Here is an 18432-nt window from a genome sequence, read left to right on the forward strand (position 1 = left end):
TACCGTCGCCGGCCTGCCGGTCAACACCTCGTCCGCCGCCGGCCCGCCGGCCCGCCGGAACAGCGCCGTCGCCGGCCGGCGGGTCGATCGGAACCGGAGCCGACCAGCGCCGGCGCAGGGCCACCAGCCGGACCGCGAAGACGAAGAGCGCCGCCGCCATCAACGGCCCCGGCCCGGCCAGGCCGGCCCGGTCCAGGCCGACGACCGCGACCGCACCGGCCAGCGCCGCCACCGCGTAGATCTCCCGGCGCAGCACCACCGGAATCTCCCCGGTGAGCAGGTCCCGGCCCAGCCCGCCGCCGATGCCGGCCATCATGCCGATCATGCCGGCGCCGAGCGGTGGCAGGCCGGCGTCCAGCGCGGTGAGCGTACCGGTGACGGTGAAGAGGCCGAGCCCGGCCGCGTCGAGGACCAGCACGGTGGTACGCAGCCGCGCCAGCTGGGGATGTAGCCAGAAGACCGCCGCGGCGGTGACCGTCGCGGTGACCGCGTACCGCCAGTCGGCGAAGGCCAGCGGTGGCCCGTCGCCGATCACCAGGTCACGGAAGATGCCGCCGCCGAGCGCGGCGACGAAGCCGACGAAGACCACCCCGAACAGGTCGAGCCGCTTGACCACCGCGGCTGATGCCCCGGAGGCAGCGAAGATCGCCACACCGGTCAGGTCGGCGAGGAGCAGGGCGGCTGCGGCGGTCACCGCAGGATGTTACGCGCGCAGGGCTGGCCCCGGCCCGCGTCAGTCCCGCATGGAGTCGTAGATCTCCTTGCACTTCGGGCAGACCGGCGAGCCCGGCTTGGCTGCCTTGGTGACCGGGAACGTCTCACCGCAGAGCGCGATCACGAAGGTCCCCATGACCGCGCTCTCGGCGATCTTTTCTTTCCGGACGTAGTGGAACATTTCCGGCCCGGTATCCGCGTCCTTCAGCTCCGGACGCTCGAGAACCTCTGTACTCACGGCAGTGATTCCTCCCTAAGTGACCCCGCCAACGCTCAAGTCTGGCAGGTCACTGCCGACCGGTCCACCGGAACACCCACCGGCCCCGGCCCGTACGGTGGTCAGCCGTGACCGATTTTCAGATCCGCTACGGCGCCGAGGTGGCCGAGGCACTGCGCGCCGGACGTCCCGTCGTTGCCCTGGAGAGCACCATCGTCTCGCACGGCCTGCCCCGCCCGGACAACCTGCGGGTGGCCCGCGAGATCGAAGCGGCCGTACGGGCCGAGGGTGCGGTGCCGGCCACCATCGGCATGGTCGAAGGCGTTCTCGTGGTGGGCCTCGACGACGCCCAGTTGATCCGACTGGCCTCCTCGGACGGGGTCGCCAAGCTCTCCGTACGCGACCTGGCGTTGGCCGCCGCCACCGGGGCGGACGGGGCGACCACGGTGGCCGCCACCAGTGCGGTCGCCGCGGCGGCCGGAATCCGGGTCTTCGCCACCGGCGGGCTGGGCGGTGTGCACCGGGAGGCGGCGCAGACCTTCGACGAGTCGGCCGACCTGACCACGCTCTCCCGGACCCCGATCGCGGTGGTCTGTGCCGGGGTGAAGTCGATCCTCGACGTCGGCGCGACGCTGGAACGGCTGGAGACGCTGGGCGTGGCGGTGGCCGGTTACCGCAGCCGCCGGTTCCCCGGCTTCTTCGTCACCGACGGCGGCTTCGACCTGGACTGGTCGCTGGACTCGCCGGAGCAGGTCGCGGCGGTACTGGCGGCCCGGGCGGCCCACGGAGTCCAGCCGGGTGCGCTGATCGTGGCCAACCCGCTCCCCACCGACGAGCAGCTCGATCCGGCCCTGCACGACCGCACCCTGGCCGACGGGCTGGCCCGGCTCGCCGCCGACGCGGTGACCGGCAAGGCGGTCACCCCGTTCCTGCTGGCCCACTTCCACTCGGCCACCAAGGGCGCCAGCCTGGCGGTGAACATCCGGATCATCCTGCGCAACGCGGCCCTCGCGGCCCAGATCGCCGTGGCCGCCGCCACCCGGTGATGACCACCGCGGAACCCGTGGCCACGGCCAGGATCGTCGTGGTGGGTGACATCGTCACCGACGTGCTGGCGGTGCTGGCCGGGCCGGTGGCGCCCGGCTCCGACACCTCGGCCGACATCCGGGTCACCGGAGGCGGCCAGGCCGCCAACACCGCCGCCTGGCTGGCCTGGCGGGGCCGCCCGGTGACCCTGGTCGGCGCGGTCGGCGCCGACGAGGCCGGCGCCTCCCGGCTCGCCGAGCTGACCGGGCTGGGCGTGCGGTGCGCGGTGCGGCGGTATCCGGACGTGCCGACCGGCACCGTCATCGTGCTGGCCGGGGACGGCGAGCGGACCATGGTCACCCAGCGCGGCGCGAACCTGCGGCTGGCCCCGGGGCACGTGGACGCCGCCCTGGACGCCAGCGCGGACGCGACCCATCTGCACCTGTCCGGGTACACCCTGTTGGACGCCGGATCGCGGGAGGCCGGGCGGCGCGCGCTGGCCGCCGCGCGCGAACGCGGGTTGACCACCAGCGTGGACGCGGCCTCCGCCGAACCGCTGCGCCGGGTCGGCGCGGCGGCGTTCCTGAGCTGGGTACGCGACGCCGACCTGCTGCTCGCCAACGCGGACGAGGCGGCGGTGCTGGCCGGCCCGGGCTCACCGGCCGCCCAGGCGCGTGTCCTGACCGAGCTGACCCGGCACGTGGTGGTGAAGGACGGGGCCGCCGGTGCCGTCTGGGCCGAGCGCGGCGGCGAGGTGGTCTCCGCGCCGGCCCGCCGGGTGCCGGTGCGGGACGTGACCGGAGCGGGGGACGCGTTCGCGGCCGGTCTGCTGGCGGCCTGGGTCACCGGGGCGCCTGCGGCCGAGGCGCTGGACCGGGCGGCCGAACTGGGCGCGGCGGCGGTCGGCACCCTCGGTGCCCGGCCGGCGGCCGACGGGGCGGCCGGGGTGGTCGACTGACCGGCCAGCAGGCCGGTTCGGGGTCCTGGTCATGTTCCAGACCTTCTCCCTGCCCGGCGTCCGGTCGCCGACCGGTCAACCTCAGCCGTGACCGCTCGGTCCGTCCCCGCTCAGCCTGGCACCGCTCAGCCCGTGGCCTCGTGCCGGGCTGCCGCGAGGAACCGGTCGAAGGTCTCCACCAGTACGGCCCGGCGGCTCTCCCGGGCCTCCGCCGACTCCACGAGTTCCCCGATGGTCTCGTCCCAGACGGCCAGGTAACGCCGCTTCCAGTCGGCGGCGACGTCCGGTTCGGGCAGGCAGACGCCGACGTAGGGCAGCTCGGCGAGCCGGTAGAGGAGTTCGAGGTTGCACGGCACCGCCACGCCCCAGTACTCGTCCGGCTCGAGTTCGACCGGATCGCCGGCCATCGCCTCGGTGACCTCGTCGAGCAGTCGTTTGGTGATGATCGACAGGTGGTCCGCCGCCGTGTCGTTGTCGAAGTTGCCGAAGCCCCAGCTACCCACCGCTGCTCCTCCTGACCGTCCGCGTCCCGCACCGGCGGCCGGCGCGCGAAGTCGATCACCGATCCGGGTGAGACTACCGACCGGGGCGGACGCTTCGGATCACGGCTCGGCGTCGATCACCCGGTGCGGCCGCTCCTCGGCGGGCAGCGCGCGGGGCGGGGTCTCGTCGAGGTGCGTACGACGCCACCTGGCGCTGATCCGGTGCTGCTCCTTCGGTGGGCGGTCGTTCGCGAGCAGTACGGCCAGCCACGGGATCAGCACCATGCCGACGGCGCAGAGCGGCAGCCAGAGCCAGAGCAGCGGTGCCTTGGCACCGACCAGGATCGCACCGACGATGACGCAGAGTGCCCGGATGGACATCATCACGATGTACCGGCGCTCGCGGGTACGCAGTTGGTCGTCCTGGCTGCGCGAGGCGTCGGTGATCAGGATCGGCTGGTACGCCTGACGCTTCACCACGGCCTCCGGAGGGATGCGGTCGGTCCTCCCCGGAACTCTCCCGTCCCGGGATGCCACCCCCATCCTCGCACCTTCGCCTGAGCGGCGGCGCCGGGCCGCCGCCCCGCCCCCCGCGCTCGCCCCTCCCCGACGTGTTACGCCCGTGGTACGCTCCCCCGCGTGGGCAGCAGGTTCAGCTTCACCGATGAGGCGCTGGGAAACCTGAAGGTCCACGACGTCACCCCCGGCGAGGTGTGGGAGGCGCTGCACAGCGCCCGACGGGTAATCCGGCACCTCGGCGACGACGTGATGGTCGTCTACGCCACGGCACGGCGCGGGCGACGACTGGCCATCCTGCTGGCCGAGGCCGATCAAGTTGACAACGACTGGGACATCCTCTCCGCGCGTGACCTGACCGACATCGAGTCCAAGCGCTACGAGGAGGCGATCCAGGGGCGACGGCGATGAGTCCGTCCCACCGGGCGGGCCCGAGATCGCGCACCAGGAGACCGGGATCGATCACGAGATCGAGCACCGAGACGAGGAGGAGGCGGTGACGATGCACCGAGACGATGCCATCAAGCGGTTCCACGCCGGCGACGAACAGCTCGCCGACCTGGTCGACGACGCGCAGCCGGTCGAGCTGCCCACCCCGGACACCGACGTGCCGATGGTCAGCCGCTCCGTACGCCTGCCGTTGGACACCTACGAACGGGTCCGCTCGGCCGCCGAGGCGCGGGGCATCGGGGTGACCACCCTGATGCGGCAGTGGATCGAGGCCGGGCTGGCCGACCTGGACGACTCGGCGACGGTGTCGCTGGCCGACGTACGCCGGGCCCTGGCCGCGCTCGCCCACCCGACCGCAGCCTGAGACCGGCGGCCGCACAGGGCGGCGACCACCGGTCAGACCCGCGGCATCGGCTGCTCGGGCGCCTGGCCCCACGAGCGGCGCAGGTCGAGGAGTGCCACCCCGAGCAGTACCCCGGCGGTGGTGCCGGCGACCGCCAGCAGCGGCAGGTGCTCCATCGCCGGTACCACCGCTCCCAGCAGGAGCAGGCCGGCCACCCGGGGTCGGGAGATCCGCCCGAACACCTGGAACTCGAAACCGGCCCGCCCGGCCAGGAACAGCGCGGGACCGCCCAGGATGGCGATCAGCCAGCCGGGCGCGATGTGCCCGAGCGGGTGGGCGATGGTCAGCTCGTAACCGACCCCGGTGAGCACGATTCCGGCAACCATGATCAAGTGCGCGTACCAGGCGGAGAGGCCGAGCCGGGTCGAGTTCCGGGCCCTGACGATCGCGCCCGGTAGCACGTGCCCGGCACGGTAGAAGTAGATCCGCCAGAGCAGCACGGTGGTCAGCAACGCCAGCCCCAACGCGCTGGTCCGCGCAGGGGTGAAGATACCGTTACCGCCGCTGAAGGCGATCCCGGTGACGAGGATCACCTCGCCGAGCGCGATCAACAGGAACTGCTGAAGCCGTTCGGCCAGGTGCTCTCCGCCGAAGGGCTGAGTGCCGTACCGGGTGCGACCGGACCAGGGGGTCGGCCAGCCCAGCGTGAACCCGAAATAGTCCATGGCGATTGCGCCGCTCCACAACACTCCGCGGAGGACACTCTCGTCGATCATTCCGCCGGTGAGCCACGGCACGGCGGACAATCCGGCCCAGAAGAGCACCCGTCGCGGCGCCGCCGGGTCGTTCGGAAGGAACCGGCCAGACGTGGCGAGCATGAGGAAGCCGATCCGGCCGAACTGGACCGCGAGATAGGCGACGGCGAAGATGAGAGCCCGATCGCCGAACCCCTCCGGCAACGCCACCGCCACCACCATGCTGCCGACCACGGTCAGCACCACAGCGCCCTGCACGGCGAACGCCTCGGGCTCCAGGGCGCTGGTGACCCAGGCTGTCGAGGCCCAGATCAGCCAGAGCGCCAGGAACAGGGCCAGGGTCTGGCCGGCCTCGGAGAACAGGACCCGCTGCTCCGTGGTGAAATCCTCGACCAGCCGCGCGGAGACCCGGGTGAGCGCGAAGACGAAGACCAGATCCAGGAACAACTCCAGGAAGGTGGCCCGCTGCGAACTGGACTCGGCGCGCAGCAGCGGGTCCACAGGCGTGTCAGCCATCCGGCCTCAGCCCGGCGGGTCCGGCCGGCGCTCCGAGACCTACCCGGATAGGAACCGTCGAAACCATTGGTCGCTCCCTGAGCGTCGATAATCTCCACACTCAACGAGTCAGCATCCACCGGGGCGCTGCCGCCGCCCGGATCCGCCCCGCCGACCGGCCGTCGCGTGGGGCCCGGGCGGGATCAGTCGGCCGCTGCGGCCTTGGCGGCGGCCTTCATCTGCTGCTTGTGCTGGCGTACCTTGGCCAGCGACGTCTCGTCCACCACGTCCGCGACCGAGTAGTGGGCGCCGTCCACGCCGTAGTCGCCGGCCGCCTCGCGCCAGCCGGGCGGCTGGACGCCGAAGCGCTTGCCGAGCAGGGCGAGGAAGATCTGCCCCTTCTGCTTGCCGAACCCGGGCAGTCCGGTGATCCGCTTCAGCAGCTCGCGGCCGTCCTCGGCCTCCGACCAGAGCCGGCTCGGGTCACCGTCGTACCGCTCGACGAGGGTCCGGCACACCTCCTGGACCCGGGCCGCCATCGCCTTGGGGAACCGGTGCAGGGCGGGGCGCTCGGCGAAGATCGCGGTCAGCGCGTCCGGGTCGAAGCCGGCCAGCTCGGCCGCGTCCGGCGCGTGGCCGAGCCGCTTCACCAACTCGTACGGGCCGGCGAAGGCCTTCTCCATGCTGACCTGCTGGTCCAGGACCATGCCGATCAGCAGCGCCAGCGGGTCGCGCCGGAGCAGTTCGTTCGCTTCGGCGTCGATGGGCAGCGAGAGCGTCATGCGGCTATCTTGCCTGCTCAGTCCGGCGCCGAGGTAGCGCCCCCGGGCGGGCCGGACCGGCGGGCGGGGTACCCGAGCCGCGGATCGTCGGACCGGGTTGACCGACACCTCACCCTGGTCCGTCCGGATCACGATCTGTAGCCCGGACAGGTCCTCGGCCCACCACAGCCGTTCCTCCTCGACGGTGGCCGCTCCGTCCCGCCCGGCCAGCGTGGTCTCCCGGGCCCAGACCTGGATCCGGGTGTACGCGTAGCGCCCGGTCGCCGGGGCGTCCGAGCCCTCCCGGACCAGGCCGGCGAGGTGGTTCAGCCAGTACCGTGCGGTGCTCGGCTCCGAGACTACGGGTGCGCCGGACCCGACGGGTGGACTCGACGGCGCGGTGAGGACGGCCGGAGGCTCGCGATCGTCCCGAATGGCCACCAGCACTCCGCCGGCACCCGCGAGGGCCATCCCGGCGGCACCCGCCATCGCCGCGCTCACCACCTTGCGCCGGGTCCAGACGACGCCTGCCCAGCGGGGCGGGAGCGGCAACGGCGGTACCGGGCCGGGCCGGGCTCCCCCTGCGGGAGGAGACGGCTCGGGCGTCCGGGGCGCAGGCTCGGGCATTCGGGGCGCGGGTATGGCTGGCGACGTCCTGCCCGGTGAGAGGCGCGCACGAGGTGGGCTCGCCGGACGCGACGATCCGATCTCGTCGAGCAGGTGGTTCTTGCGGCGCAGTTCGCGGATCCGGGCAAGGTGCTTCCGCCAGTACCGGACGTCGCCGTCGATTCCGCCGCAGGCGAAGACGACGTGGTCGAGTACCGGCTCGGTCGGCGGGCTGCTCCGGTCGACGAACTCCGCGACGATCTCCGGCTCGGGTATCGGCCGGACCGTCCACTTCTTCCGGTGTTTCCTCGTCTCCCCGATGACGCTCCCGGCCGCCTCCGCCAACCGCCCGGCCAGCACGGCGGTGTCCAGTCGCCCGTCGACCGCCAGTCCCTGCCCGGACGCGAGCACGACCAGGGCGTCCACCAGGTCGTCGTCGGTCTCGCAGTGCGCCAGGTCCGGCCGGAACGCCTCGATGGCCTCGGCCGTCTCTTCCCAGATCCGGAGCACACCGCCGTAGGTGTCGCCGTCCGTGATGCCACACCCCCGGAGGAACGCCTCCACGCACTCCCGGGTCGGCACCACCTGACCGTTCTTCGCCCGGGACAGGTTGGCGGTACTGCTGCTGCGGCCGAGCCTCATCCGTTCGAGCGGCGGTCGGCCGGCCTCCTCGTAAACCCTACGGAGCACCCGCGCGAGCCGAGCCACCGGCCCGAAGCCCAGCACCGGGTTACCCGGCCGTCCGGTCCGCGCCCCGTCGGTGCGGGGTCGGCCGTCTCCAGCCTTCCCGGTCCCGTCCGCACCGGTCACGGTCTGCGGCAGCCCGACCTGCCCGAGCGGTTCGTGTCGTCCTGGCCGCCCAGGCGGACCGGACCGTTCCGGCTGCCCGAGCGGGCCGGGGCGCCCGAGTGGTCCGGGCTCGACACGGGGTTCGGTCGACTGCTGGCGACGATGCCAGTCACTGTCTTGCACGCTCAGGTAGGCCTTTCGAGGGGCGGGTAACGCGTCGCGAGGCGATGCGTCACCCGCCGGGTCCAGCGGTTCCAGACCATCGTCGGAGATCATTTCCCGTCCGGACCGGTTGCAGCCGGCCCAATGATCTCGAACGACAATTCGGATCATCCCATCGCGCGGCCCCCGAGGCTAGTCCAGAAATAGCAAAGCTTCGGCCGCGATCCGGCCATAAATCGGTCAATCGCTATGTGTCGCGACAACATTCACCCCATCAAGAAACTCCGGGCGCCCAACCCGAAAAGCCTCACCTGCTTCCGCCGCACGAGCCGGAGCACTCACCGAACCAGGACCAAAGTAGACTGTCGCCGCTCGGCTACGTACGGTAAGGTATCCACAAATCGTGGCCACCTGATCACAGGTTCCCGATTCGGCCTTCGATGGGTCCAGCGGAGTCGGGCGGGGGTCTTCCGTTGCAGCGGAAGACCCCCCATCACCATCGGCACCCAGAGCCCGCCCCGACCCGGAAGCCACAGCTCACTGGCCTGGGCCGACACCCGTTCCGATCATGATGGCCACCTTCAGCAGCCGACCGAACCAGCCGTCGCGCCCCTCCCCCGACGCCGGTGCCGTGACCCGGCGGACCACCGCGACAGCCACTCCACAGAGCACGACCAGGACGGCCAGGGCGGGCCACAGCGGTACTCCGATCCACAGCAGCAGGACCAGGCAACCCATCAACATCGCAAGCACGGCGACGAGCAGTCCGGCCGCAATCGCGACGCCGGCAACGAGACGACCCCGTTCCGACGATTTCCCCCCAGACCCGGAATCCGGGTCTCCTTTCTTTGCAGGCATCTCGGCCTTCCTCACTTGCGCCGACGGCGACACCCTGATCGTGCACGCGACCGGCGGTCCGATAGGCACGACGAGAGCAGGATTTGCCGGGCGGTCTGCAGCCCGACCGCTGATCTCATCGATTGGAGGGATCATGTGCAAGCGAACAGGATTCGTCAAGACGCGAAATGAGTCCGTTCTTGTTCCGATTCACGGAGGGGAGATTTTCCGCGTCGCAAGCACAAATCCCGGATCGGCACGGAGGCGGGGAGGAGGGACGGAAAAAGCCGATACGCTGCGGGTTCGTACGGCGGGAAAACTTCTGCGAGGCCGGAAGAACTGTCAGCCGGCGGTCGGATCAACCACCGGCGTGGCATCGGTGGAAACGCGCCGGGTCGGGGCGGCCGAAAAACCGCGCCGCCCCCGACCCGGCACGCGCTCGCCGCTGCCAGCCGACCAGCGGTGGCCGTACGGCACGGGTGAGAGCCGCAATCGGGCCGACGGGCGGGAGGTTCGACGCCGGGGTCAATCGTGCGAGGGGCGGCGCCCGGCCCGGGTGCCGGCGAGGAAACGGCGCCACCGTTCCCGGCCGAAGGTCAGCACCGGGCCGGCCGGATCCTTGCTGTCCCGAACCGCCACCACCCCGGGCAGGTTGTCGGCGACCTCCACGCAATCCCCGCCGTTGCTGCCGCTGCGCGTGCTCTTGCGCCACCGGGCGCCGGTCAGATCGCTCACCATTACCGCTCCCCTGCGATCATGTTGATCAATTCCTTCGATTCTCCCCCATCCAGAGCGAGCCTGACCAGCGCCGACCAGACTTCCTCGTAGGCCCGTATCTCGCCCGACTTCTCCAGATAGAGCGCACCGGTCAGCGACTCGCTGTAGACCGTGGTCGGCCAGTCACCCGCCGCACGTTCACGCCCCGGGAACTCCAGCACCGTGAAGGCTCCGGTCTCGCTGGCCAGGGTCGGCCCGGCGGCCAGCGGCAGGATCCGTACCGAGACGTTTGGTTGGGACGCGACCGTCACCAGGTGGCGGAGCTGCTGCTGCATCCCCTCGGCGTTGGCGATGCTCCGCCTGAGCACCGCCTCGGAAACAACGGCCCAGATTGCCATCGGTAAACGGCGGACACAACGTTGTCAGCCAACTGTCCCTATCGGATTCTGAACACGGGCACGGCACCCACCCGAGGCGACCCCCCCGCAGAATCGGCCGGTGCCGTGCCCCCGTACCCGAATCGGCAGCGGAAGCGCGCCGTGCCCCGCACCGGGCCCGGAAGGATCAAGATGCTCCGGGAACTCTTCCAGGGCAATCTTCCGGGACTGGTCAGCTATCTGATCCGCTACCTGAACGAGGCGGTGGCCGAATTGGACGGGCTCGGCACGGCAGAGATCATGGACCGGTTCGTCGGATGGTGCGGGCAACCGCCCGATCCAATGCCTCCCCTGGACCGGCCGGACCGGAGTCGTCCGCCGAACCTCGGCCCGACGATGCGCCGGCTACCGTCCCGCCGGTCGTTCTGAGGAATACGAGCAGACCCGACCCGGATCAGTCGCCGACGGCGACGGCCTCGATTTCGAGTAGCCATTCCTCGGCGTAGATGTCGGTGATGATGATGGTGATCGCGGGCGTGTGGTCGCCGAGTACCTCGGCGCGGATCCGCGAGTTGGCCTCCCGGTAGCGCCGGTCCGAGAGGTACGTCGTCACCTTGGCGAGATTCCGCACTCCCATCCCCGCCTCGGCGAGCACGGCCAGGACGTTGCGCCAGACCAGTCGGCACTGCGCGTCGAAGTCCTCCGGGAGGTGTCCCGCCTCGTCCCGCCACGGCACCTGACCGCTGACGAAGACCGTACGGCTGCCGCCGGTGACCAGCGTGCCGTGGGTGTAGTTGCCGGTCGGCGCCGGCAGCCCGGCCGGGTTGAGCGGTCGGATCTCGACCTCGGTCACGACACCCTCCCGTCCACGACGTATCGATCACTGATCCAGGTGCGTACGCACCGTACGCAGCCCCGGCCGGCCGATCAAGCACCGCTGGAACGGATCGACGGCGGGGCGGGAAGGCCGTTGAGGGCCGTCGATGTTGCCGGGGTGGGGTAGGGCGTGCTGGAATGGCTCATATCGCCGCAGTGCGGGGGCAACCGCACTGGGAACGGCCAGCACGGGAGCACGCAGTGCCGGCAGCGCGCCGCCTCGACGCCGGATTCGCGCTGCACCAGATCCGCGCTGCGTTCGCCGGGCCAGTTCCGACAACGACGGACATCCACCCACCACGGGTCGGCGCGTCCGACGAGTTCTGCCAACGCACCAACCCGGCGACGAGATGAGAACGATCATGATTACCCGGAACAGTTTCGCGGGGTGGTACCGCAACCGCTTCGTGTGGGTGGCGGTCATCCTGCTGGCGGTGTCGGCCGGCACGGTCGTACTGGTCAACACGGCCGGCTCGGAGGCCGGGCCGCCAGATCTGCGCGGGCAGATCATGACCCGGCTGCGCACCACACTGGAATCGGCCGACCCCGGGCAGCACCAGCACACGGGCCACAACGTCGAGCAGGCGACAGCCGAGAAGGACGGGAAAAAGCCGCCGGTCATCTGCGGGGTACACGTCTACGGCTTCGAGCCGAGCGGCGTCAGCACGCTCGCCGAGGTGAAGACGGTCTACGGATTCCACCTCTGCGGGGTCGCCGAGCAGAAGCGGCCCTGGGACTGGGCGGTCAAGCTGGCCGGTCCGGTGATCGTGGACATGTCCACCGAGCCGCCGGGGATCCAGGTGGTCGAGGCGACCGAGAACGTCCGGTTCATCGACCGGCTCAAGGAGATGTTCCCGGACAAGTACGAGGAACTGGCGCAGAAGGAGGCGCTGGGCGCCTCGGAGATGGCCGACCTGCGCCGTCGGTACGACGAGGCGGCCGGGCTCTGACCCACGCTGCGCGGCGGGGCCGACGCCGTACCCGGTCCCGGCCGGCCGCCGGGGCGCACCCCCCTCGGTAGACTTCCGGTTCGTCGGGTGCCGGGCCGGCCCGGCGTACCCGAGTGGAGGTCGACCCGTGACGACACCGCACCGACCCCCGCTGGCCGAGCAGCTCGACCTGGCCCCCCACCCGGAGGGTGGCTGGTTCCGCGAGACCTGGCGCTCGGCGCACGCCTTCACCCCTGACGGGTACGCCGGACCGCGTGCCGCCGCGACCGCGATCTACTTCCTGCTGCAACCCGGGGAGCGGTCCCGATGGCACGTCGTCCGCTCCGACGAGCTGTGGCTGTGGCATTCGGGCGGCCCGCTGCGACTGCAGCTCGGTGGCGCGGCCGAGGTGCCGGCGGAGGAACCGGCCGAGGTGCGGCTCGGCCCGGACGTGCCCGCCGGCGAGCGGCCGCAGGTGGTGATCCCCGGCGGTGTCTGGCAGTCGGCCGAGCCGGCGGGTAACCAACCCGTGCTGGTGAGCTGCGTGGTGGCACCCGGCTTCGACTTCGCCGACTTCCAACTGGCCTGAGCCGGCCGCACCGGTGGCGAACCGACGCCCACGGCGCGCCGGCTCCGACCGCCCCGGTCCCGGTCCCGACTGGACATGCGGGACCATTCAGCCCGTCAGGTATCGATGGACACCTATTGATTGAGCCGGCCATCCGTGCTGCAATGGTTCATATCGCCGCAGTACGGGGGCAACCGTGCTGCGCGTGTGGGATCCGGGCCTGATGCCAGCAGCCGGTGACCGGGCACGGCGGACGCCACCACCACGCCCGCACGCCCCGCCGGAGTCAGCCCGACCGCGCCCGACGACACCTTCCGGCGGCGGTCGAACAGAAGGGATCAACTCGTGAAACTCCTGCGCAGACTGACGGTTGTCGGCGTCTCCGCCGTGCTGACCGCCGGCCTCCTGACGGTGATCTCGCCGAACCCGGCCAACGCACACGGCGCGCTGATGGTTCCGGCGAGCCGGACGTACGCGTGCTACCGGGACGGCCTGACCCCGCAGGGCAACATCGTGAACCAGAACCCCGGCTGCGTCGCCGCGGCCAACGTGAGCGGCGTCTCCCCGCTCTACAACTGGTTCAGCGTGCTCCGCTCGGACGGCGCCGGCCGGACCCAGGGCTTCATCCCGGACGGCCAGCTGTGCAGCGGCGGCAACTCCACCTTCCGGGGCTGGGACCTGGCCCGGAACGACTTCCCGAAGGCCCAGGTCAGCTCGGGCGCAAGCGTCGAGTTCCGGTACAGCAACTGGGCCGCGCACCCCGGCCGGTTCGACCTGTACGTCACCCGGAACAGCTGGAGCCCGACCCGGCCGCTGGCCTGGAGCGACCTGGAGTCGACGCCGTTCTCCTCGGTCACCAACCCGCCGCAGCGGGGCAACGTGGGCAGCAACGACGGCCACTACTACTGGACCGGTCGACTGCCGTCCGGTAAGAGCGGCCACCACATCATCTACTCGGTGTGGACGCGGTCCGACAGCACGGAGACCTTCTACGGATGCTCGGACGTGACGTTCTGACGCTCTGACCCACGGCCCGTCCGACCATGAGCACGTCGCCCGGCCCGCCCCCGCGCGGCGAACCGTGACGCTCTCGACGAGATGCCACCGGCCCGATCCGGCGGCGGCATCCCGTCGAGAACGGCCGTCTCCGGCCCGCCGACCGCCACTACTCCGGCCGGCGGGATCGTGGCCGGGCCAGGCCCAGGTCGTACGCGAGGATCGTCGCCTGCACCCGGTCCCGCACGCCGAGCTTGGCCAGCAGGGCGTTGACGCCCCTGGGAGATGTTCGTGGTCAGCCTGCTGGTGCACGCCGGCTACGCCGTCGTGGTGCTCTGGCTGGCCCGCCGTCACCGGCTGCCGACCGTCTCGCCCGAGCGTCCGGCCTCCGCACCCGCACACCCGACGACCACCCCCGGACATCCGTTCCCGGTGCCCGCACACCCGACCGCCGTTCCCGGACAGCCGCTCCCCGACCCGCACACCCGACCACGAATCCCGGACAGCCGCTCCCCGACCCGCACACCCGACCACGAATCCCGGACAGCCGCTCCCCGACCCGCACACCCGACCACGAATGCCGGACAGCCGGTTCCCGGTGCCGGATATCGGCTCCGGTCGCGGCGGAGCCGGCGCAGCGGCCGAGAGCTGGGGAAACGCCGATCGGACCGGTCGGCTGACGCGGGATGTCGCCGCCGATTACACCCGACGGGGTGGTTCCCGGCCGCCAACTGCGGGGGTTGCGGGTCGGTCCGGCCCGACCGGCGGGCAGGATGGACGCCGTGGACGGGAACGAGATGCTGCTGTCCCCGGCTGGGGTGGACCAGCTCCGGACGGCACTGACCAGCGCGGGCTACACCTCGAGCGGCATCGCCGACCGGCTCGGCCCGGCGGCGACCAGCGGACTGGCCCGCAGCGACTATCGGGCGGCGCTGCGGGTCACCGAGGACCGGGACCCGCTCGCCACCCTGATCCGGCTCTTCGTCTGCGCCCAGACCGAGCCGGAAGCGGCGGTACGGGCCGCCTTTGCGCCGCTGCCGCTCGCCGAGGCGCTCGCCGGAGGGCTGCTCGAACGGGTCGGCGACGGACTGCGCCAGGGCGTCGACCTGGAACCGTACGGGGACTCCTGGTGGGTACTCTCCGACGTGGCGGCCAGTGCCCGGCCTGGCCAGCCGCTCGCCGCCGACCATGTGCTCGGAATCGGCGGGGCGACCACCACGCTGGTCGGGGCGACCGTCCGGCGCCCGGTCGGCAGTGCCCTGGACCTCGGCACGGGCAGCGGGGTGCAGGCCCTGCACCTGGCCGAGCACGCCCGCTCGGTGACCGCCACCGACCTCTCCGACCGGTCGCTGCGGTTCGCCGCGACCACCGCCGCGCTGAACGGACACCACTGGGAACTGCTGAGGGGCGACCTGGTCGGCCCGGTGGCCGGCCGCCGCTTCGACCTGGTGGTGAGCAACCCGCCGTTCGTGGTCGGCCCGGGCACCACCACGCACAGCTACCGCGACTCGGGCCGGGTCGGCGACGGGATCGCCGCCGAACTCGCCGCCGCCGCGCCGGAACTGCTCACCGAGGGCGGCACCATGCAGTACCTGGCGAACTGGCTGCACGTGGCCGGGGAGGACTGGGGCGAGCGGGTGGCGGGGTGGTTCGCCGGTACCGGCCTGGACGCCTGGGTGATCCAGCGCGAGGTCGCCGACCCGATGGCGTACGTCGACCTGTGGCTGGCCGACGCCAGCGAGGCGGCCGACCCGCACCGGGTGGCCGCCTGGCTGGACTGGTTCGACGCGCAGAAGGTGGAGGCGATCGGCTTCGGCGTGGTGAACCTGCGCCGGGCCGGCCACACCGATCCGGTGGTGCGGGTGGAGGACCTGCGCCAGGCCGTACAGCCGCCGATGGGCGAGCAGATCGCGGCCTGGTTCGACCGGCAGGACTGGCTGCGCGGCCGGGACGACGAGGCGCTGCTGGCCACCCGGTTCCGGGCGGTCGACGGGCTGAAACTGCGCCAGGAGGCGTCGATGGGCGACGACGGCTGGGCGGTGGACCGCCAGGTCCTGGTCCAGTCGCACGGACTGCGCTGGACCGAGGAGGTGGACCCGCTGGTGCTGGCCCTGGTCGGCGGGGCCAACGGCCAGGTGCCGCTGCGCGAGCAGCTCGCGGTGCTGGCGCTGGCGCACGACGTACCCGCGGAGGACCTTGCCGAGGCGGCCGGGCCGATCATCGCGCACCTGGTGGAACGCGGCGTCCTGGCACCCGTGGCAGACTGACCGCCGTGCGGGCGGTGGTGCAGACGGTCAGCCGGGCCAGTGTGACGGTGCACGGCGAGGTGGTCGGGGCGATCTCGGACGGGCTGCTGGTGCTGCTCGGGGTGACCCACTCCGACACCCGGGCCACCGCGCAGACGTTGGCCCGGAAGGTGCACGAGCTGCGCATCCTGGACGACGAGCGGTCCGCCGCCGACGCCGGGGCGCCGCTGCTGGTGGTCAGCCAGTTCACCCTCTACGGTGACGCCCGCCGGGGCCGCCGGCCCAGCTGGGGCGCGGCGGCCCCGGCCGAGCTGGCCGAACCGCTGGTGACCGCGTTCGTCGAGGCGCTGCGGCTGCGGGGCGCCAAGGTCTGCACCGGTCGGTTCCGGGCGCACATGCTGGTCGAGAGCGTGAATGTCGGCCCGCGCACGGTGCTGCTGGAGCTGTAGGAGCCGGCCCTCGCGGGTCCTCCGGCGGGCGGACCGCCGTGGGACGGTTCAGAAGAACAGGCCGCGCTTCTGCATGGACTGGCGCAGCCAGCCGTCGAGCTGCCGGACCCAGTCGGTCCGGTCCACCGACGCGTAGTCGACGGTGAACCGGCCGAACGCGTCGCGGCCCTCGGTGAAGAGCCCACCCCGCTTGTCGATCTCCAGCACGATCTGCAACTGCTGCGGCGTGGCCACGAAGGTCAGCTCAAGCTGGTTGATCGCGCGGGCGTACTGCGGCCCGGGGTAGAACTCGATCTCCTGGTAGAACGGCAGGCTCTGCTGCACCCCGTAGATGCGGCCGCGTTCCACGTCCGCCCGGCTGAACCGGAAGCCGAGCTGAACCAGGGCGTCGATGACGCGCTCCTGCGCCGGCAACGGATGGACCGCCACCGGGTCGAGGTCGCCCTTGTCCACCGCCCGGGCCACCTCCAGCTCGGTACGCAGCCCCATGGTCATCCCGTGCAGGTGCCGGCCGCCGATCTCGGTCAGCGGCGTCTCCCACGGCACCTCGAAACGGAACGGAAGGTCGTGGCGCTGCCCGCTCTCCAACCGGAACGGGCCGGTCACCCGCTGCCGCTGGAACTCCTGGGTGGTGTTGTACTCACTGTCACCGCTCTCGACCTCGACCCGGGTCACCAGGCCGAGCGAGACGTACTCGACGTCCACCGGGTGGTCGCCGCCGGCGACGTGGACCTGGCCCTCCAGATAACCGCCTGGCCGGCAGTTCGGGTTGGTCAGCACCGTCTCGACCGACGGACCGCCCACGCCCATCGCCTGCATCAACCGCTTGAAGACCACCACGTCCTCCATCCGTCGTTGATCTCGTTCCCGTCTCGCACGGTAACCGTCACCGGCAAGTACCGCCGGGCGCGTACCAGGTCGGCTGCCGACGAGCCGGCAGTGATCAATCGGACCAAGATCGGGAAACCAGGGCGAATCACCCCCGGCAACCTCCCGGTTTCATGCCAACCCGACGCTCGCCTCACCTCGGCTTCACGCCCTACCGGCCAAGCTATGTGTCACCAGCGCGGTTGTCCGCTGGGACGCGCCACATTGTCGAAGCGGGGAGGCGACAGATGATGGTCCTGCAGCACAGCGAGAGCCACACTCACCCGGCCAGCGCGGCCGGTGTCGACAACGAGCCGGCCGGGGACGGCGGGCAGGTCATGGTCGACCTCGACGCCACCGACGAGCGCGGCGCCTCGGCCGACCTGGTCCGGGCCTATCTCAACGGCATCGGCCGGACCAAGCTACTCACCGCCGTCCAGGAGGTGGAGCTGGCCAGGCGGATCGAGGCGGGGCTCTACGCCGAGGAGAAGCTGAGCACCGACACCCGGGGCGCGCTCCCGGTGGAACTGCGGGCGGACCTGGAGATCGTCGCCGCCCAGGGACGGGCCGCGAAGAACCACCTGCTGGAGGCGAACCTGCGGCTGGTGGTCAGCATCGCGAAGCGGTACACGGGGCGGGGCATGGCGTTCCTGGACCTGATCCAGGAGGGCAACCTCGGCCTGATCCGCGCCGTCGAGAAGTTCGACTACACCAAGGGCTACAAGTTCTCCACCTACGCCACCTGGTGGATCCGGCAGGCCATCACCCGGGCCATGGCCGACCAGGCCCGCACCATCCGCATCCCGGTGCACATGGTCGAGCAGGTCAACCGGATGGTCCGGACCCGCCGTGACCTGGCCACCCAGCTCGGCCGGGAACCGAACGTGGCCGAGGTGGCCGCCGCGCTGGGCGTACCGGAGTTCCAGGTCATCGAACTCATCTCGTACGACCGGGAGCCGGTCAGCCTCGACCAGGCCGTCGGCGAGGACGGCGAGAGCGCGCTCGGTGACTTCGTCGCCGCCGTCGACCCCCGCGAGGAGCCCGGTGACGCGGTCTCGCAGGGCATGCTGCGCAGCGAGGTGGAGATCGTGCTCGCCACCCTCTCGCACCGCGAGCAGGCCGTGATCCGGCTGCGCTTCGGCCTGGACGACGGCCGGCAGCGCACCCTGGACGAGGTGGGCCGGGAGTTCGGCCTCTCCCGGGAGCGGATCCGCCAGATCGAGAAGGTGACCCTGCTGAAGCTGCGCCACCCATCCCGGGCCGACCGGCTGGAGGCGTACGCGAGCTGAGCCGTAC

At 71.6% G+C, this 18432-nt stretch carries 20 protein-coding genes and 2 pseudogenes; 11 read left to right on the top strand and 11 right to left on the bottom strand.

The features are described from left to right. Positions 1-76: 76 nt before the first annotated feature. Together R6Y94_RS08080 and R6Y94_RS08085 are read right to left on the bottom strand one after the other, a co-directional pair. Positions 77-694: pseudogene (locus R6Y94_RS08080) on the bottom strand (trimeric intracellular cation channel family protein); the annotation flags it as partial. A gap of 39 nt (positions 695-733) precedes the next feature. Next, on the bottom strand, positions 734-952 hold the full coding sequence (locus R6Y94_RS08085) for a DUF3039 domain-containing protein (RefSeq protein WP_101370506.1): 219 nt from the start codon (positions 950-952) through the stop codon (positions 734-736). A 107-nt stretch (positions 953-1059) separates the two neighbouring features. Between R6Y94_RS08085 and R6Y94_RS08090 the strand changes: the two genes are divergently transcribed. Next, a complete protein-coding gene (locus R6Y94_RS08090; RefSeq protein ID WP_318395158.1) occupies positions 1060-1977 on the top strand; it encodes a pseudouridine-5'-phosphate glycosidase in 918 nt (305 codons plus the stop codon). A 17-nt stretch (positions 1978-1994) separates the two neighbouring features. Beyond that, on the top strand, positions 1995-2915 hold the full coding sequence (locus tag R6Y94_RS08095) for a carbohydrate kinase family protein (protein WP_318395159.1): 921 nt from the start codon (positions 1995-1997) through the stop codon (positions 2913-2915). 125 nt (positions 2916-3040) lie between these two features. Here the strand turns inward: R6Y94_RS08095 and R6Y94_RS08100 are convergent, their stop codons facing one another. After that, a complete protein-coding gene (locus R6Y94_RS08100; RefSeq protein WP_318395160.1) occupies positions 3041-3418 on the bottom strand; it encodes a DUF4259 domain-containing protein in 378 nt (125 codons plus the stop codon). Positions 3419-3517: 99 nt separating this feature from the next. Next, entirely contained in the window at positions 3518-3874 is a 357-nt protein-coding gene (locus R6Y94_RS08105; protein ID WP_318395161.1) for a DUF3099 domain-containing protein, read from the bottom strand. Between the two features lie 162 nt (positions 3875-4036). Between R6Y94_RS08105 and R6Y94_RS08110 the strand changes: the two genes are divergently transcribed. Together R6Y94_RS08110 and R6Y94_RS08115 are read left to right on the top strand one after the other, a co-directional pair. Continuing rightward, a complete protein-coding gene (locus tag R6Y94_RS08110; RefSeq protein WP_318395162.1) occupies positions 4037-4324 on the top strand; it encodes a hypothetical protein in 288 nt (95 codons plus the stop codon). Between the two features lie 91 nt (positions 4325-4415). Then, positions 4416-4727, top strand: coding sequence for a hypothetical protein (locus R6Y94_RS08115; protein WP_318395275.1), 312 nt, complete (start codon positions 4416-4418; stop codon positions 4725-4727). A gap of 32 nt (positions 4728-4759) precedes the next feature. On the opposite strand, the gene R6Y94_RS08120 is transcribed toward R6Y94_RS08115, so the two are convergent. From R6Y94_RS08120 to R6Y94_RS08140, 5 genes are all read right to left on the bottom strand, one after another. Further along, positions 4760-5977 carry a low temperature requirement protein A gene (locus R6Y94_RS08120; RefSeq protein WP_318395163.1) on the bottom strand — a complete coding sequence of 406 codons (1218 nt, stop codon included), beginning with the start codon at positions 5975-5977 and terminating at the stop codon, positions 4760-4762. Positions 5978-6159: 182 nt separating this feature from the next. Continuing rightward, the gene (locus R6Y94_RS08125; RefSeq protein ID WP_318395276.1) at positions 6160-6738 is read right to left on the bottom strand and encodes an HhH-GPD-type base excision DNA repair protein; all 579 of its coding nucleotides are present in this window, start codon (positions 6736-6738) and stop codon (positions 6160-6162) included. A gap of 2073 nt (positions 6739-8811) precedes the next feature. Beyond that, entirely contained in the window at positions 8812-9018 is a 207-nt protein-coding gene (locus R6Y94_RS08130) for a hypothetical protein (RefSeq protein WP_318395164.1), read from the bottom strand. 618 nt (positions 9019-9636) lie between these two features. Then, positions 9637-9849 carry a DUF397 domain-containing protein gene (locus tag R6Y94_RS08135; protein WP_318395165.1) on the bottom strand — a complete coding sequence of 71 codons (213 nt, stop codon included), beginning with the start codon at positions 9847-9849 and terminating at the stop codon, positions 9637-9639. Next, the gene (locus R6Y94_RS08140) at positions 9849-10226 is read right to left on the bottom strand and encodes a DUF5753 domain-containing protein (RefSeq protein ID WP_318395166.1); all 378 of its coding nucleotides are present in this window, start codon (positions 10224-10226) and stop codon (positions 9849-9851) included. The genes R6Y94_RS08135 and R6Y94_RS08140 overlap by 1 nt, the downstream gene beginning before the upstream one ends. A 171-nt stretch (positions 10227-10397) precedes the next feature. Here R6Y94_RS08140 and R6Y94_RS08145 point away from each other — a divergent pair, with 171 nt between their 5' ends. Continuing rightward, the gene (locus R6Y94_RS08145; protein WP_318395167.1) at positions 10398-10634 is read left to right on the top strand and encodes a hypothetical protein; all 237 of its coding nucleotides are present in this window, start codon (positions 10398-10400) and stop codon (positions 10632-10634) included. A gap of 25 nt (positions 10635-10659) precedes the next feature. Here R6Y94_RS08145 and R6Y94_RS08150 read toward each other — a convergent pair whose 3' ends face one another. Continuing rightward, positions 10660-11058, bottom strand: a complete 399-nt coding sequence (locus tag R6Y94_RS08150; RefSeq protein WP_318395168.1) for a RidA family protein — start codon at positions 11056-11058, stop codon at positions 10660-10662. A 385-nt stretch (positions 11059-11443) separates the two neighbouring features. Here R6Y94_RS08150 and R6Y94_RS08155 point away from each other — a divergent pair, with 385 nt between their 5' ends. The 5 genes and pseudogenes from R6Y94_RS08155 (at position 11444) to dtd (ending at position 16269) form a co-directional block, all read left to right on the top strand. Continuing rightward, on the top strand, positions 11444-12031 hold the full coding sequence (locus R6Y94_RS08155) for a hypothetical protein (RefSeq protein ID WP_318395169.1): 588 nt from the start codon (positions 11444-11446) through the stop codon (positions 12029-12031). Positions 12032-12158: 127 nt separating this feature from the next. Then, positions 12159-12599, top strand: a complete 441-nt coding sequence (locus tag R6Y94_RS08160; protein WP_318395170.1) for a cupin domain-containing protein — start codon at positions 12159-12161, stop codon at positions 12597-12599. A gap of 366 nt (positions 12600-12965) precedes the next feature. After that, positions 12966-13592, top strand: a pseudogene (locus R6Y94_RS08165) (lytic polysaccharide monooxygenase); the annotation flags it as partial. A gap of 764 nt (positions 13593-14356) precedes the next feature. Next, complete coding sequence (locus R6Y94_RS08170; protein ID WP_318395171.1) at positions 14357-15841, top strand: methyltransferase; 1485 nt, start codon at positions 14357-14359, stop codon at positions 15839-15841. Positions 15842-15846: 5 nt separating this feature from the next. After that, a complete protein-coding gene (gene dtd / locus R6Y94_RS08175) occupies positions 15847-16269 on the top strand; it encodes a D-aminoacyl-tRNA deacylase (protein WP_318395172.1) in 423 nt (140 codons plus the stop codon). Between the two features lie 48 nt (positions 16270-16317). Here the strand turns inward: dtd and R6Y94_RS08180 are convergent, their stop codons facing one another. Next, complete coding sequence (locus R6Y94_RS08180) at positions 16318-17106, bottom strand: sporulation protein (RefSeq protein WP_318395277.1); 789 nt, start codon at positions 17104-17106, stop codon at positions 16318-16320. Between the two features lie 368 nt (positions 17107-17474). Between R6Y94_RS08180 and sigB the strand changes: the two genes are divergently transcribed. Further along, positions 17475-18425 (top strand): RNA polymerase sigma factor SigB, encoded by a 951-nt coding sequence (gene sigB, locus R6Y94_RS08185; RefSeq protein WP_318395278.1) that lies wholly within the window; start codon positions 17475-17477, stop codon positions 18423-18425. The last annotated feature ends 7 nt before the right edge of the window (positions 18426-18432 follow it).

Source organism: Plantactinospora sp. KLBMP9567, assembly GCF_033446045.1.
In the GTDB taxonomy this organism is placed as follows: Bacteria; Actinomycetota; Actinomycetes; order Mycobacteriales; family Micromonosporaceae; genus Plantactinospora.

What these genes read in the sequence shown, in the direction of transcription:
- R6Y94_RS08155 (WP_318395169.1), top strand. Translation starts at nt 11,444, where the DNA reads ATGATTACCCGGAACAGTTTCGCGGGGTGGTACCGCAACCGCTTCGTG.
- R6Y94_RS08120 (WP_318395163.1), bottom strand. Translation starts at nt 5,977, where the DNA reads ATGGCTGACACGCCTGTGGACCCGCTGCTGCGCGCCGAGTCCAGTTCG.
- R6Y94_RS08125 (WP_318395276.1), bottom strand. Translation starts at nt 6,738, where the DNA reads ATGACGCTCTCGCTGCCCATCGACGCCGAAGCGAACGAACTGCTCCGG.
- R6Y94_RS08145 (WP_318395167.1), top strand. Translation starts at nt 10,398, where the DNA reads ATGCTCCGGGAACTCTTCCAGGGCAATCTTCCGGGACTGGTCAGCTAT.
- R6Y94_RS08135 (WP_318395165.1), bottom strand. Translation starts at nt 9,849, where the DNA reads ATGGTGAGCGATCTGACCGGCGCCCGGTGGCGCAAGAGCACGCGCAGC.
- R6Y94_RS08130 (WP_318395164.1), bottom strand. Translation starts at nt 9,018, where the DNA reads ATGTTGATGGGTTGCCTGGTCCTGCTGCTGTGGATCGGAGTACCGCTG.
- R6Y94_RS08115 (WP_318395275.1), top strand. Translation starts at nt 4,416, where the DNA reads ATGCACCGAGACGATGCCATCAAGCGGTTCCACGCCGGCGACGAACAG.
- sigB (WP_318395278.1), top strand. Translation starts at nt 17,475, where the DNA reads ATGGTCGACCTCGACGCCACCGACGAGCGCGGCGCCTCGGCCGACCTG.
- R6Y94_RS08140 (WP_318395166.1), bottom strand. Translation starts at nt 10,226, where the DNA reads ATGGCAATCTGGGCCGTTGTTTCCGAGGCGGTGCTCAGGCGGAGCATC.